Annotated in this window: 14 protein-coding genes; 7 read left to right on the top strand and 7 right to left on the bottom strand. The window is 31.9% G+C overall.

The annotated features are described in order from the left end of the window. The first annotated feature begins 34 nt into the window (after positions 1-34). The 3 genes from pstC to pstB are packed head-to-tail and all read left to right on the top strand — an operon-like array spanning position 35 to position 2,642. Positions 35-952, top strand: coding sequence for a phosphate ABC transporter permease subunit PstC (pstC, locus tag GOY08_RS06190; protein ID WP_202914034.1), 918 nt, complete (start codon positions 35-37; stop codon positions 950-952). A gap of 2 nt (positions 953-954) precedes the next feature. After that, complete coding sequence (pstA, locus tag GOY08_RS06185) at positions 955-1,803, top strand: phosphate ABC transporter permease PstA (protein WP_158997991.1); 849 nt, start codon at positions 955-957, stop codon at positions 1,801-1,803. Then, the gene (pstB, locus tag GOY08_RS06180) at positions 1,800-2,642 is read left to right on the top strand and encodes a phosphate ABC transporter ATP-binding protein PstB (RefSeq protein WP_158997990.1); all 843 of its coding nucleotides are present in this window, start codon (positions 1,800-1,802) and stop codon (positions 2,640-2,642) included. The genes pstA and pstB overlap by 4 nt, the downstream gene beginning before the upstream one ends. 49 nt (positions 2,643-2,691) lie before the next feature. Here pstB and GOY08_RS06175 read toward each other — a convergent pair whose 3' ends face one another. Then, complete coding sequence (locus tag GOY08_RS06175; RefSeq protein WP_158997989.1) at positions 2,692-3,735, bottom strand: S1 family peptidase; 1,044 nt, start codon at positions 3,733-3,735, stop codon at positions 2,692-2,694. A 471-nt stretch (positions 3,736-4,206) separates the two neighbouring features. Here GOY08_RS06175 and GOY08_RS06170 point away from each other — a divergent pair, with 471 nt between their 5' ends. Both GOY08_RS06170 and GOY08_RS06165 read left to right on the top strand, forming a co-directional pair. Then, positions 4,207-4,653, top strand: coding sequence for a DUF1772 domain-containing protein (locus tag GOY08_RS06170; RefSeq protein ID WP_158997988.1), 447 nt, complete (start codon positions 4,207-4,209; stop codon positions 4,651-4,653). Positions 4,654-4,666: 13 nt separating this feature from the next. Then, entirely contained in the window at positions 4,667-5,128 is a 462-nt protein-coding gene (locus GOY08_RS06165; protein WP_158997987.1) for a MarR family winged helix-turn-helix transcriptional regulator, read from the top strand. Here the strand turns inward: GOY08_RS06165 and GOY08_RS06160 are convergent. From GOY08_RS06160 to GOY08_RS06150, 3 genes are all read right to left on the bottom strand, one after another. Further along, complete coding sequence (locus GOY08_RS06160; protein WP_158997986.1) at positions 5,125-6,084, bottom strand: Crp/Fnr family transcriptional regulator; 960 nt, start codon at positions 6,082-6,084, stop codon at positions 5,125-5,127. The genes GOY08_RS06165 and GOY08_RS06160 overlap by 4 nt on opposite strands. After that, the gene (locus GOY08_RS06155; RefSeq protein ID WP_158997985.1) at positions 6,081-7,088 is read right to left on the bottom strand and encodes a chemotaxis protein; all 1,008 of its coding nucleotides are present in this window, start codon (positions 7,086-7,088) and stop codon (positions 6,081-6,083) included. Before GOY08_RS06155 ends, GOY08_RS06160 begins: the two co-directional genes overlap by 4 nt. A 71-nt stretch (positions 7,089-7,159) precedes the next feature. Beyond that, on the bottom strand, positions 7,160-8,164 hold the full coding sequence (locus GOY08_RS06150) for a Crp/Fnr family transcriptional regulator (protein ID WP_158997984.1): 1,005 nt from the start codon (positions 8,162-8,164) through the stop codon (positions 7,160-7,162). Between the two features lie 169 nt (positions 8,165-8,333). On the opposite strand from GOY08_RS06150, the gene GOY08_RS06145 reads away from it, so the two are divergent. Further along, positions 8,334-8,633: a YggT family protein gene (locus GOY08_RS06145; RefSeq protein WP_158997983.1), complete on the top strand. Its 300-nt coding sequence runs from the start codon at positions 8,334-8,336 to the stop codon at positions 8,631-8,633. A gap of 65 nt (positions 8,634-8,698) precedes the next feature. Here GOY08_RS06145 and sppA read toward each other — a convergent pair whose 3' ends face one another. From sppA to GOY08_RS06130, 3 genes are all read right to left on the bottom strand, one after another. Further along, positions 8,699-9,739, bottom strand: coding sequence for a signal peptide peptidase SppA (gene sppA, locus GOY08_RS06140; RefSeq protein ID WP_158997982.1), 1,041 nt, complete (start codon positions 9,737-9,739; stop codon positions 8,699-8,701). A gap of 112 nt (positions 9,740-9,851) precedes the next feature. Continuing rightward, complete coding sequence (locus GOY08_RS06135) at positions 9,852-11,615, bottom strand: 30S ribosomal protein S1 (RefSeq protein ID WP_158997981.1); 1,764 nt, start codon at positions 11,613-11,615, stop codon at positions 9,852-9,854. Positions 11,616-11,772: 157 nt separating this feature from the next. Then, positions 11,773-13,071: a 30S ribosomal protein S1 gene (locus GOY08_RS06130; protein ID WP_158997980.1), complete on the bottom strand. Its 1,299-nt coding sequence runs from the start codon at positions 13,069-13,071 to the stop codon at positions 11,773-11,775. Between the two features lie 103 nt (positions 13,072-13,174). Here GOY08_RS06130 and GOY08_RS06125 point away from each other — a divergent pair, with 103 nt between their 5' ends. Beyond that, positions 13,175-14,173: a type 2 periplasmic-binding domain-containing protein gene (locus GOY08_RS06125; RefSeq protein WP_158997979.1), complete on the top strand. Its 999-nt coding sequence runs from the start codon at positions 13,175-13,177 to the stop codon at positions 14,171-14,173. Positions 14,174-14,180: the final 7 nt, after the last annotated feature.

Genomic DNA, 14,180 nt, shown 5'->3' with positions numbered 1-14,180 from the left:
TGAGTTGTTTTTTGTTTAGTTGGAGAAATGTATTTTGGGTGACATTTTATTTTCAAACATAACTAAAGGGTTTGCATGGTTTGCCTTTTTGTTATTGATGTGTGTTTTAGTTTCTTTGTGTTTTGCAAGCGCACCAGCCCTCCATCAATTTGGATTTCATTTCCTAGTGAGTGATGTGTGGGATCCAGTACAGGGGCATTTTGGCGCATTAAGTGCAATTTGTGGTACTTTAATGACCTCGATAATTGCAATGCTTTTGGGTGTTCCTTTGAGCTTAGGAATAGCTGTTTTTATTTCAGAAATATCCCAAGGGAAAATAGCAAAAACTGTTCGAACATTAATTGATTTGATGGCAGGAATTCCAAGTATAATCTACGGAATGTGGGGATTGCTGGTTCTTGCTCCATTTTTAGCTAATTATATCCAACCTTTTATAACTGACATTTGTCAAAATATACCTATTTTAAATGAATTGTTTGGAGGACCACCTCTTGGAATCGGTATTTTTACAGCTGGTCTTATTTTAGCAATCATGATAATACCTTATATTTCTTCTACTTTAATTGATATGTTTCGCTCTGTTCCTGCAGTATTAAAAGAGGCAGCTTACGGGGTGGGGGCTACACGCTTTGAAGTGGTTTGGAAAGTTGTCATTCCCTATGTGAGAAAAGGGATGATTGGAAGTATTATGTTAGGTCTAGGTCGCGCTCTAGGCGAAACTATGGCTGTTACTTTTGTTATTGGAAATTCTAAACAACTAACAAGTTCACTATTTATGCCTGGTACAACTATCTCTGCTTCAATTGCTAATGAATTTAATGAAGCAACTGGCCATTTGTATCCAGCATCTTTGTTGGAACTGGGTGTTATTCTTTTTGTATTATCTTTCATTATTCTTGCATTTGCTCGCTTATTTTTGTTGCGTATTAATAGAAAAAAGGCTGGAGCATAAATATGAGAAAGACACAACTTACAAGAAGAATATCTAATAATATTTTTCATTACCTCTGTTACTTATCAGTTATTTTTGGAATTGCTGTTTTAAGTTCTATTTTTTATGCTCTAATTCATCATGGACTTCCTGCTTTAAGTCTAAATTTCTTTACAATTGATACACCTGCCCCCGAATCTATCGGAGGCGGTTTGAGAAATGCTATTGTAGGAAGTTTAATTATTACTTTAGCAGCTGTAGCAGTTGCTACCCCTGTAGGAATTCTTGCAGCAACTTTTCTTTCAGAATATGCACGTGGAAAGAAAATAGCTTCGGTTATTCGTTTCGTTAATGATGTTTGGTTAAGTGCTCCTTCTATTATTGTTGGGTTATTTGTTTATACTGTTGTTGTGCATCCGATGGGTAATTATTCTGCATTTGCAGGTGCTATATCGTTAGCAATGATTGCTTGTCCTATTATTACTCGTAGTGCAGAAGATATGTTAAATTTAGTTCCAAATGAACTAAGAGAAGCTGCTATTGCACTTGGGTTGCCAAAATGGCGAGTTATTATTCATATTGCTTGGCGTGCTTCAAAACAAGGTATCCTCACAGGTATTCTTCTTTCTATTGCTCGTATATCAGGTGAAACTGCACCATTATTATTTACATCATTAAATAATCAATTTTGGAGCACCAGTTTATCTCAACCAATCGCTAATTTACCTGTGACAATTTATCAATTTGCAATGAGTCCTTATCATAATTGGCAAGAATTAGCATGGGGCGGTGCGCTTCTAATAACAGTATTTGTTTTATTTTTAAATATTTTAACTCGTTACTTTACAAAGTCTGGGGGAAAACGCTCATGAGTATTTTTTCTAATTTATTTAAACGCGCAGCATTTTCCGGTCAGGCTACAACTGGGGAGTTAGATAATTTGGTTGTATTAAGAGATAGTTCTCAAATAGTTATTCAAGATCTAAATTTTTACTACGGAAATAAGCATAGATTAAAAAATATTAATATTTCCTTTAGGAAAAATAAAATTACATCTTTAATTGGTCCTTCAGGCTCAGGAAAATCAACTTTATTAAGAACTATAAATAGAATTTATAGTCTTTATCCAGAGCAAAAAGCTTATGGCAATATTATGATAAACGGGAAAAATATCTTAGAATCAAATATTGACTTAAATGAATTGCGTACAAAAGTTGGAATGGTGTTCCAAAAACCAACTCCATTTCCAATGTCAATATTTGAAAATATTTCTTTTGCCATAAAAATGCATGAAAAACTTAGTAAAAAAGATTTACATGCAAGAGTTGAATGGGCACTACGCTCAGCTGCTTTATGGGATGAAGTTAAGGATCATTTACATTCATCTGGTTTAGGTCTTTCAGGTGGACAACAACAAAGACTGTGTATCGCCCGTACTATTGCTGTAAAACCAGACATTTTATTACTTGATGAGCCTTGTTCAGCTTTAGATCCTATTTCAACTCAAAAAATCGAACAATTGCTTATGGAACTAAAGAAAGATTTTACAATTGTCATGGTAACCCACAATATGCAGCAGGCGATGCGTGCTAGTGATGATACAGTTTTTATGACAAATGGTGAAATTGTTGAAGCTTCTGATACTAAAACTTTTTTCTCAAATCCAAAGGACAAACAATCTTTAGATTATGTGCATGGTAAATTTGGTTAAAAAATTTATCAGTTAAAATTTGTTTTATTGATTCAGAGAAAAGGATATTCTAACTTTCTCTTGCTTTGAAATTAACTTGTTCGTTTACTTGCATTGCTTCCTCTAAAATCCATTCTAAATAAGGTTCAATGTAAGTATTTATGCTTTTCTTGTTTTTACAAATCTCATTTTTCTCGCCTTCATTTGCATGCACTACTCCAATTGTATAAAAAGCATCTTTATCTTTAATAAATATTGGTCCACCAGAATCGCCTTGGCAAATTCCACTTTCACTTCCCTCTGCAAATAAAAATATTGATCTAGGATCGTCATGAAAGTTTTCTGTTATAAATGGAACAATGTTGCTTTTGAAATAGCTTCCTAATGCGGTATTTTCCATTTCATAAAGTATAAAGGATAAAAAATCTAAATTATGTAAATGCGCCAAACCCCATCTTTTTGTCCTAACTATATTGTTGTCACTGTCCGATGTTTTCCCATAGCCTACAAAGATGATTCCTTCGTTATCATCTTTTTTATGGCTAATACCTACAGGAAGTACATTTAATTCATGTGAACTTTTTTCAGTATAGACTAAGGCTAAATCAGCAAAATTACATTTATTAAGAGACTGATGTTCTTTACTATCATCAGCACAATTTTGTAAGTAATAAGGATGAATGATAATATTTTTAGCTTTTGTTTTATAGCTTGTATTAAGAATATCAAAGCTATTAAAGATATTATGATTTGTACTTGTTATAGCATAAGTATTTTCCACTTCATCTATGAAGTCAGCATAACTACTTCCCATTTTTTTTAAATCAAAACAGTGTGCAGCTGTTAAAATAAAATGTTCGCTAATAAATGTTCCTGTACAAAATCCAGATGCAGTGGAAAGTGAAACAACACCACTAGCCTCTGGAAAAGCAGTTTTAACATCATTGCTAAAAGAACATCCATCAACAATTTTATTTTTTTGTTGATTGTTATTTAGAAGCTCTATACTGCATTTATTTTTATTTGAATCTTTTAATTTTTCTTTATTTTTGCAAGAAAAAGATAAATTTACAAAAATAGCAAATAAAAAAATATATTTTTTTTGAATAGTCATTATAAAATCCTTTATAAATTAGATTAATTGCTACGAAAGTAACAGGCTAAATACTAATATAATAAAATTAATATAATTATAAGTAATTTTTATTAGTATATTTTAAAAATATATAATTATTAAATTATATTTACATTTTATGAATTATTAATATATATAAATTTTATTTTTCATTAAAAAAAATAATTGCATAAATAGACTTAGATTTTTCTTGATGTTATTTTATAGAGTTTATAAATTAATGTTTTAATTTTATTTCAATTATTGAAATTAAAAATATATTTATAAATTTTATTTTTAAATTAGATACTAAAAAAATATATTTATTTTATTTTTTATTTTCTTATTGTTAAAAGATTAATTTATTTTTTTTTAATAATATTGAAAAAAATAAAAATGAATGTTATATGAATAGTTGTTTGTGCAACTATCTAGAACTTTCTAGTTTTTCCTCCGGAAGGAATTGTATCCTTGACAAATAAAATTTATCTTTCATTTCATATTCTGTCTGGAATATATGCAGGAGCCTGTTTGAGCATTGCTGTTATTGATTTAAAATTTATTCAAGCATTAAGTGACGTGTCGTTAAAAATTCAATATTTTTCAATACTCTTAAAAAATATGGGTTTTTTAATGGCGCCTTTATTAGTTCTTATGTCCATCCTTTGCCTTTTTTTAACATGGCAAAATAGAAAAAAAATCTTTGTGTACTGTCCATTAATTTTACTTTTCGCAATTTTACTAATTACTTTTACCATTCATTTTCCAATCAATGATCAGTTTTTTAATTTAACTGTCTCAAAAAATGAGGTTCATTATCTGATTAACAAATGGATTTATTGGCATTATTTAAGAGTATTATTATCTTTTTTACTACCCTTTTTTATTGTAAAATATTTTAAACAAATTTTAAATTAAAGTAAGAAATAATATGGAAAAGTTACCACATATTTTATTTGAATCGCCGCATTTTTATATTTATAAATTATCTATGTTGCTTAGAAGAGAATTTTTGACTGCCCTAAAAAAGTATCAATTAACTCCTGAAAAATGGCAAATTTTAACTGCTGTTTGGGAAAATATTCAACCAGTGAATCAAAATTGTTTGGCTAGAATCACTTCGAAAGATAAACCATCTATTTCAAGATTAATTATAGGTATGGAAAAAAAAGGATGGATTGAAAGAGAAATTAATCCTGATGATATGCGAGCTTATTTAATTAAAGCAACTTCAAAATCATTTGAGTTAAAAGAGTCAATTATAAATGATTTATTTTCTCATTTTAATTTATTAGCAGAAAATTTTGGTATAGAAAAAATAAATCAATTAAAAAAACTATCGGAAGAGTATATTTCAATAATTGAATCTCTTCACAAGTATAATAAAATTTAAGGTTTAATTTCTTTTATAATTCTACAAAGACTTTCAAAAACAACTGTTTTTTGTAATTTTAAAGGAGTGAACGTCACCATTTCATTTTCTTCATGAATGATATCATTTTGGATCATATCTGCTATCATTACTTCTCCATCTTGTCTGCCTAAATCAGTTTGTAAAAGTATGGCAATTTCAGGTCTTTTAAATTTATTTTGATTATTATTTTTCCTACTAATTCTTGCTAATGCCGACATCCATGGATGATATTTCTTAGGGACAAAAAGATTTGTACCTTTTTTAAAAACATTTAAGGAAAATACAGCAAAATCCTCTAGAAGTTGAGGATTAGGGTTACTAATTATTCTGCCATACTTTTTGTCTTCTACTTCTTTAATCAAACCACAATCATTAAAAGCCTTATAAATACTTTCTAAATATTGAAAGCGTTTCATTAAGACATTTTCAGCTATGGTAAGAAAATCTGTGGTAACTAAAATAGAAATATTTAAATCATTTTTAATACAAGCTTTTCTTGCTAAAATTGCAAGTAAATTTGCTAGTTGAGCTGAGTGATGATGTGAAGTACCAATGTTTCTGAGTAAATTTTTTTCATTTAGTTTTGTTGAAATTAAAAGTTCATTTACGTGTTTTAGTCTACTTATAGCATCTTTCATGACTGCTTGGCTCCAAACAGGCAAGGTCTTAAATGCTTCACTTAATCCTTCATTTTGGTAAAATACTGCTACGGTTTGAGTAATTGCTCTTGCAGTAGCTGTTCTAGGTTCTCTGGAAAATAAAGTGATCGTTCCTAAAACATCTCCAGCTTTTAAAGTACCAAGAGTAACTTCAGTATTTTCTCTGATGCGATAAATTTCTATTTCACCTTCTTGTACATGATATATGCCGTTTGTAGCATCACCTTCATTAAAAATAATTTGTTTTGGTGCAAAAGTGAGTGTTTCAGGTTTCATGAAGCACCTTTCCAACTTGGTGGAAGAGCTGCTTTTAATGCTTCTATTATTTCTTTTCTATTTAATTTACCCACATAGGCATCTGCTCCAGCTTGTTTAGCTCTATCCTTATTTACGTCGCCGGTTAAACTAGAGTGCAAAATGATAGGCATTTTCTTTAACTTTTCACTGTTTCTAATGCGTTTTACAAAAGAATAACCATCTAATTTTGGCATTTCTACATCACTCACGATGAGTTGCACTTTGCTTAAATCAGAACCTGCCTCAGCAGTATTGAGATCATTCCAAGCTTGTTCAGCATTTGTATATTCAATAATATCTAGTTGCATGCTCCTCAATAGTTCACATATTGCACGACGAGCAGTTGGTGAATCATCAACAACTAATATTAATGGGCGGGTTGAGGATCCAGCTCCTTGTGCTCCACCACTAGGTTGCGCCCCGCCTCCTCCGGTTGGTAAAGGCTGATTATATTCTATAGCCATTGATGATGTTCCTTGGCCGCCACTTCTGCTTTCAATATCTAGTAAAATTCTTTCAAAATCCAAAATAAAAATAAAGTCTTGATTTTCAATTAACATCATTCCTGTGATTGTATTAAATGCATCACTGGATGGTGGTAAAACTTTATCCCAACTGACTCTCCGAATTCTTCGTGTACCAGCAACAACAAATCCTGCTTTTCTACTAGAAAACTCTGTTACTATGACCTGACTTGCTGGAGTAACTACTTCATCATTATATCCTAAAGCTTTTGCCAGGTGGATTGCAGGAATAGGAGCTCCTCTTAAATTAAAAACCCCTAATACTTCTGGAGCATTCGTTAAACAGGGGACTATAGTTGGTAAGCGAATCACTTCACGTACCTTAGCAACATTTACTCCATATAAAATTGGTGTTTTTCTATCAGAAGTAGGTACTGCACTTGCTTTTGTTGCAGTAAATTCGATTAGTTCAAATATATTGCTACCCACTTGAAACATGGGTCTTCCGATATTAACCACGTGTTCTCCCTGATAGGTGGTTATAATTCATTATTCTATCGGTAAAAATTAAATGGGCTAGAGGTAAGGATTTATGCAACTGTCTTTTTTTCATCAGGTTTTACTTTATCTATGTCATTTACTCCCCGGGAAATACTTTCAAAGATGACTCTTTTTTGCAGCATTGGGGCATTTAAGATAATTCGCATGGAAGCTCTATCAGCTCCTTTTTCACTAATGAGTTTCAAGGAAAGTAATTGATGCATGATATCTTCACCATCCTCTCTTCCTAATTCTCTATTTATTAAATTTGCAAAATCAATTTTTAAAAAAGAACCACTGTTTTCTTTATAGCGTTTATGGATTCGTATAAGTCCACTAACCCATTTATGCGCCTTGACGGGGATAAAACCAACGAGTCCTTTTTTTGCAACATTTATGGAAAATACTGCAAAATCTTCTATTAATTGGACATTTGGGGAAAGAACGATGTTACCATATTTTTTGTCAAAAATTACTTTAATCAATCCTCCTGAAGAAAATAGATTAAAAATTTTTTCAAGATAATCAAATTTTTTATGGAGGATAAGTTCACCATTTACCAGAAAGGATTTTAATGGGTATATTTTATTTTCATCATGCTCAATTGTTCCTTGACGGACAAATGCTGCTAATAAATAAGCTAATTGTGATGCATGTTGATGTTGAGAACCTGTTGCTTTAATCAATTTTTTTTCATTAAGCTTAGCTTCAACCAACTGCGAAATAAGTAAACCAATTCTTTCTGTAGCAGATTTTATAAAAACACTTAAGATAGGATTTAATTCATTAAAATAAAGTTTTATTGCTTCAAACGGATAAAATAAAGTTACGGTTTGAACTATAGTTCTGGCTGTAACAGTATGTCTTTCACGTGATAGAATTGTTGCAAGGCCAATAATTTGACCACGAGCAATTTCTCCAAGAGGAATTTCTTGTCCTTCAATAGTTTTGAAAAGTTCTACTTTTCCTTCTTGAATGACGTAAATACCTTTTGTTTCATCCCCTTCTTGCACTACGATTGTTTTTGGCGGCAGCACAATGCTTGCATTTTTCACAAATTTTACCCGTTAGTTGAAAAGGAAAAACCCCCTGTGGATATTTTCGGAAAATAAGATAAAATCTGAATAAAAGTTATATTGACGAAATGAATTTAAATTGTCATTTTATCAAACATTAAAATTATTTGGAGTGATAATTTTAAGTTATAAAAATTGAGGGGCGAGAATGTTACTTATTGAGATATTATTTAAAATTAGTTATTATTTACTTTATTTCTACATGTTATGCCTAATTATTACTGGTATTTTAAGTCTTGTAGGCGCAAATCCATCAAACCCTATTGTTGGATTTCTAAATGCGTTAACATCTCCACCATGTCGTTTTTTAACACGTAAATTTCCAAGATTATTAGTGAGAAGTCAACACGGATATTTTGATATGTCTCCCATAGTTTTAATTTTAATTATTGGCTGTTTAATGATAATTATTCAAACAATTGCTAATCACTTAGGATTTTATGTATAAATTAATTTTGATATAATATTTTATAATTTTATATTATTGATAAATAAATTAAATTTTATAATGATTTATTTTGCTTTGATTGAGTTTGATTTTTCTGCACTTTGTGAAAATAAATTAGTAATCGATTGTTGCATTAATACAGCAGTTTGAGAAGCTAATTTTTGTGTAAATAAATCTGAAAAGGATTGAATATCTTCGTAGTAATACAAAGGAGGAGTATTTTTTAATTTTGCTAAATTTGCAATCTCGGAAAGAGCAAAATCTTTTGTTCCTAGTGCATCAATTAATTTTAAATTTAAAGCTTGAGGCCCTAGAACTATTCTTCCATCAGCCATGTATTTCATTGTAGAGTCAGATGTTTTTCTTTCAGCTTTAACGTCTTCTACAAATTGTAATCGAGTTTCTTCAAGTAATTCTTGCAAATATTGTTTATCTTTTTCATTAAATGGTCTAAATGGAGATAGAGAATCTTTTAATGCCCCAGTTTTTAAAACAACTGGATTTATTTTTAAAAATTGTAGCAGTTTGTCTACTTCAAAACTGTTCATAATGACACCGATACTACCTATAATACTTCCTCTATTTGCAATAATTTTTGAAGAAGAAGAACTAGAATAATAAGCACCACTTGCTGCAATATCTCGCACATATGTGACGACTGGTTTTACTTGTTTTATTTTTTTAATAGTATCATAAATTTCCTGGCTTGGTACAACCGAACCACCTGGGCTATTCACATCAAATAATATCCCTACAACATTTTTATCATTTTTTGCTGCTTCTAATTTTTCAACTACAACAGCTGAAGAATCTGCAGAAATTTCACCATTTAAAGTTACACCAGCAATATATTGTGAATTTAAATGTGGTTTAGTGAATCCGCCAATACCATTTGTCTTTCCAAAAGAAGCGGCTGGATTTAGTGATGTAGAAAAAGATTTAATACTTGTTGATACAGAGCTAATTAAAAAGAATAATCCTACAAAAAATAAAATAAATAATGTTACTGATAAGACTCCGATTGTTGCAAAAAATGTTTTTAATTTTCCTTTAAGGTAATTAACTTTTCCTGACTTTTCAGGAAGATTTTCATGTTGAATATTCATATAGTCCTTCCATTAGATTTTTTTGATAAAAAAAACTCTTGAACTGGGTTAAGATACCACATAGTTCAAGAGCCTATCAATTTAAGAACAATTTTAAGATAGAGTGTATATCTTAAGTGTTGTCTTTAGTTGCCTTTGCACGTGCAAATGCTTCAGCAAAACTGTTTTGGGAAGAAGCATCACTGCTTAATGCAGACTGTATTGTCTTATTGTGAGAATCATCAAGGCCGCGAGTAGCAGCTTTTTGTGAAAGCTCAAAACGACGTTCAGCAAAATCTGCACTTAAAATTACAAATTCAACTTCGGCATCAACCGCAATATTTGGATTTTCCAATTCACTAGTGTGAATGAGTCCTTCTACACCAGGAGCAATGTCAACAAAAGCACCAAACTCAGCTAAGCGAGTTACTTTACCTTTTGCTTTAGTGCCTGGGAGCATTTTCTTTGCAGCAACTTCATAAGGATCTTCACCTAATTGTTTGATGCCAAGAGAGAAACGCATATTTTCTACATCTATTTGAAGAACTTTTGCTTCTACTTCATCACCTTTTTTGTAAAGATCTTGAGGGTGTTTAATACGCTCTGTATAGCTGATATCAGAAACGTGAATTAATCCATCAACACCTTCTTCAATTCCAACAAAGATACCAAAATCTGTGATGTTGCGGATTTTTCCACGGATAACATCGTTAACTTGATATTTTTGAGTCACAATTTCCCAAGGATTTGGTTCTGTTTGTTTCATTCCCAAAGAAATGCGGTGGTTTTCAAGATCTACAGCTAATACAACAACATCAACTTCGTCACCGATGTTAACTATTTTGCTTGGATGTTTAATGCGACGGTTCCATGTCATTTCAGTAACATGAATAAGCCCTTCAACTCCTGGCTCAAGTTCAACAAAAGCGCCGTAGTCAGTTAAGCTAACAACTTTTCCGCGCAATCTTTGAGCAGAAGCATATTTTTCTGCAACAGAAATCCAAGGATCATTTTGTAATTGTTTTAAGCCTAAAGAAACACGGTTGCTAGAAGGATCAAAACTTAGAACTTTAACATTGATTTCGTCACCAACATTTAAAACTTCTGATGGACTATTTAGACGGCCCCATGACATGTCAGTGATATGTAGAAGTCCATCAATTCCACCAAGATCAATAAATGCACCGTAGTCAGTGATATTTTTAACAATACCAATCATTGAAGAGCCAACTTGAAGACCCTTTAATGTTTCACTGCGCATGCGCTCGCGATCTTGCTCTAATAATACACGACGGGAAAGAACAATGTTTCCACGTTTTTTATTAAATTTAATAATTTTGAATTGTAAAACTTGGCCAAGAAGTTTTTCTAAATTACGAACTGGGCGTAAATCAACTTGTGAACCAGGTAAAAATGCTTTTACGCCGATATCAACAGAAAGACCGCCTTTTACACGACCAACAATTTTACCTTCAACAAGTTCGTCTTTTTCAAAGGCTTCAGAAATACGATCCCAAGCTTTGAGCATGTCTGCTTTATCTTTAGAAAGTACTAATTCGCCTTCATCATCTTCAAAAACATCAACAAAAACATCAATAATATCATTAACTTTTAATGAAAAAGTACCATTTTCAGTAGTAAATTCACTTTTTGGGATTTCGCCCGCAGACTTATGTCCAATATCAACAACGACGCTGTCATCTTTTATTTCGATTACGCGCCCTTTTACAACTTGGCCTTCTTTGATTACGCTTTGAGATTCTTCTTGCGCTTTAAATAATGCAGCAAAACCGTCTTGTGACTCTTCTTGTGATAAGAAGTCTACGTCTTCATCAAGCCATTCAAGAGCGTTATAATTTACTTTTTTCTTAGAAACATCGGAGTGGAGACTTGCCATATGTGCGGGATACCTTTCTAATGTGCCATAAAACAGTATCAGGTAAGTTGTTTTATGGGAAAATGCTAATAATATAGCTACGTTAAAGCGGTCTGGGCTAATTTGCACCAAATTCGGCTTGAACGTAGCATATTTGTTTTTTAATGTATAGTTTTAATTATTTCTTCTTTTGTGCTTTTTTAAAGGCAGAAGCAAAGATATTGGAGTCCTCTCTATTTGAATTGGTTAATACTTTAGCATCATTTGCTTTGTAATCTTCCCATTGTTGCATGAGAGCTCGGTCTTCTTCACTGACCGTATCACCGCGTTTTTTAAACTTAATTTTATTTAACATTTCTTCAGGCATAGGACCTTTTATGGATAAACTTAGTCTATGTGCAGAGAGATCTGACGCCAAAACATGTACTTTAACTGACTGTCCTACTTTTAAGATATCCTTGGGATGGTTGATACGTTTTTCCCAAGTAATTTGATTGATAGGAACTAGGCCATCTACTCCATCAGCTACATTGACAAAAGCGCCATTATCAATCATGCGAACTACAGTACCTTCCAAAACTGATCCTGGATGAAGTCTTGTGGCATTTGATATCCAAGGATCTTCACCTGCTTCTTTCATTGTCAAAGCAATTTTTAATTTAGGAGAGCGTTCAATTTTTAAGATTTTAACATTAACTTGTTCACCAATACGAACCACTTCATCAGGTTTTTTAAGTCTTTTCCAAGCCATTTCGCTAAGCGGGATAAGTGCTTCTACTCCTTCTATTGAAGCAAACGCACCAAAATCAACTAATTTAGTGACTGTTGCAATGTGATTTTGCCCCACTTCTAGTTTATTTAAAATTTCTGAAATTTTAGAATCAAACTCTTCTTTTAGAATTGATTTTCTAGAAAGGACAATATTTTTTCCTTTTAATTCAGTAATATGAAATTTATAGATGTTACCTACAAAAACTTCAGGATCGCTAAAATGAGCGAGATCCATTTGTCCTAACGGAACAAAACAACGTTTTCCGCCAAGAGTAGCTTCAAATCCTCCTTTTATTGTTTTTTCTACTTTAGCTTCAACTGGAATTTTAGCAGAAAAAGCATTGCGTAAGATGGAATCATCCATTTCTTTTCTTCGTACAGTCTTTGTCAAAATAATTTCAGAACCATTGTCGGATTTTACATAAGCAGAAATGCTTTCTCCTGCTTTTGGAGGAGTCAGGGATAGACTTGTAAATTCTTCAGTGGGTATTGTTGCTGCGCTTTTACCGCCTAGGTCGATAAACACAAAATCACTATTTACCGAAACAACTGTGCCTTCTACAGTTTCACCCATCCGGTAGCGTCTTGACGTTGGTGTATGTTTGTCAGTTTGTAATAATTGTTCAAATTCATTCATTTCTTCTGCTTCTGAAGCAAATGGATCACGGGAATTTTCTTCTTTATCAATATATCTAAATTTTGCCATTGCCAAAGTGTCCTTATTGATTGCTTAAACAAAGGTGCTAAGCATTAAAGAAGTTTTGTGCCATAATGTGCTTATAAGATCAATTGTTAAAAGGAGAGATCGCTTGTATCGCATATCCATTTCATTTTTATCAATATGGCTGCAATTTTTTGTTTATGGAGCTGCTTTTAAACCTGTGTTAAATTTGCTTGCTCCCCAAGGTGTGTTATCTCCAAAAATGATCTCGCAATTTGAAGATGAGTATCACTGTAATGTAAGAATAGAATTTGTCGGAAGTCGCTATGAGTATGAATCTCGCTTACGTGCAGGTTTGAGGAACTACGATGCCCTTCTTGCAGATGAAAGAATATTGCAAAGACTGTATTTACAAAGGCAGTTACGTTCTCTTAATGATGATGTAAATTTTTCGCTCAATCAAGTAACAAAATATCCTCTGCAAGTTCGTTCGCGTTTAAACTTAGATGGAAGATCTTATGTTACTTTAATGGCTGACCCGATGGGAATTGTTTTCAATAAAAGAAATTTTAACGTAAAACAGGCTTTGCCTTCATGGAACTGGCTTATAAGCCCAGAGGAATTTCCTTTTTGGCGACAAAGAGTATTTGTTTCTAATTTTCCTAAACATCAACTTCTTATTGCCTTATTAGCTACAGGGAAAGAAATTACATCTTCATCATGGTTCATTCCTGAACCTACTATAAAATGGTTACAAAATTTAAAGCTTCAAAGTGTAAATGTTGATTATCCATTAGAATTAGCATTTTTAGGAAATAAAATTGAAGCAGCAGTTGTGTTTAGATCAGAATATATGCGATTAAAAAAAGTTGTACCTGATTTAAAGTTTGTCGTACCAAATAAAGTAACATATTTTGATAGAATTGGAATTGCTGTGGTGTCAGACACTGTCCAAGAAACCTTAGCACAGAATTTTATTAAATTTTTAAATTCTAAAAGAGATCACTTGATTGTTAATGATAATTACATTAGCTATAATGTGATAAATTATGAGGGATCAGCTACAAAAAATTGGGTGGCTTATGATGATGAAAACCCTATACCAAGAAGAATAGAAAATATTTTAAATGATTTATACAAAAAATAATTGAGAT

The organism is Pigmentibacter ruber (assembly GCF_009792895.1).
Taxonomy (GTDB): domain Bacteria; phylum Bdellovibrionota_B; class Oligoflexia; order Silvanigrellales; family Silvanigrellaceae; genus Silvanigrella; species Silvanigrella rubra.
The sequence above is the reverse complement of the archived record's forward strand: the minus strand, read 5'-3'. Positions and strand labels throughout refer to the sequence as shown.

Excerpts from the sequence above, each read along its gene's own strand:
- pstA (WP_158997991.1), top strand. The coding sequence starts at position 955 with ATGAGAAAGACACAACTTACAAGAAGAATATCTAATAATATTTTTCAT.
- GOY08_RS06130 (WP_158997980.1), bottom strand. The coding sequence starts at position 13,071 with ATGGCAAAATTTAGATATATTGATAAAGAAGAAAATTCCCGTGATCCA.
- GOY08_RS06135 (WP_158997981.1), bottom strand. The coding sequence starts at position 11,615 with ATGGCAAGTCTCCACTCCGATGTTTCTAAGAAAAAAGTAAATTATAAC.
- pstB (WP_158997990.1), top strand. The coding sequence starts at position 1,800 with ATGAGTATTTTTTCTAATTTATTTAAACGCGCAGCATTTTCCGGTCAG.
- GOY08_RS06175 (WP_158997989.1), bottom strand. The coding sequence starts at position 3,735 with ATGACTATTCAAAAAAAATATATTTTTTTATTTGCTATTTTTGTAAAT.
- GOY08_RS06145 (WP_158997983.1), top strand. The coding sequence starts at position 8,334 with ATGTTACTTATTGAGATATTATTTAAAATTAGTTATTATTTACTTTAT.
- GOY08_RS06165 (WP_158997987.1), top strand. The coding sequence starts at position 4,667 with ATGGAAAAGTTACCACATATTTTATTTGAATCGCCGCATTTTTATATT.
- sppA (WP_158997982.1), bottom strand. The coding sequence starts at position 9,739 with ATGAATATTCAACATGAAAATCTTCCTGAAAAGTCAGGAAAAGTTAAT.
- GOY08_RS06160 (WP_158997986.1), bottom strand. The coding sequence starts at position 6,084 with ATGAAACCTGAAACACTCACTTTTGCACCAAAACAAATTATTTTTAAT.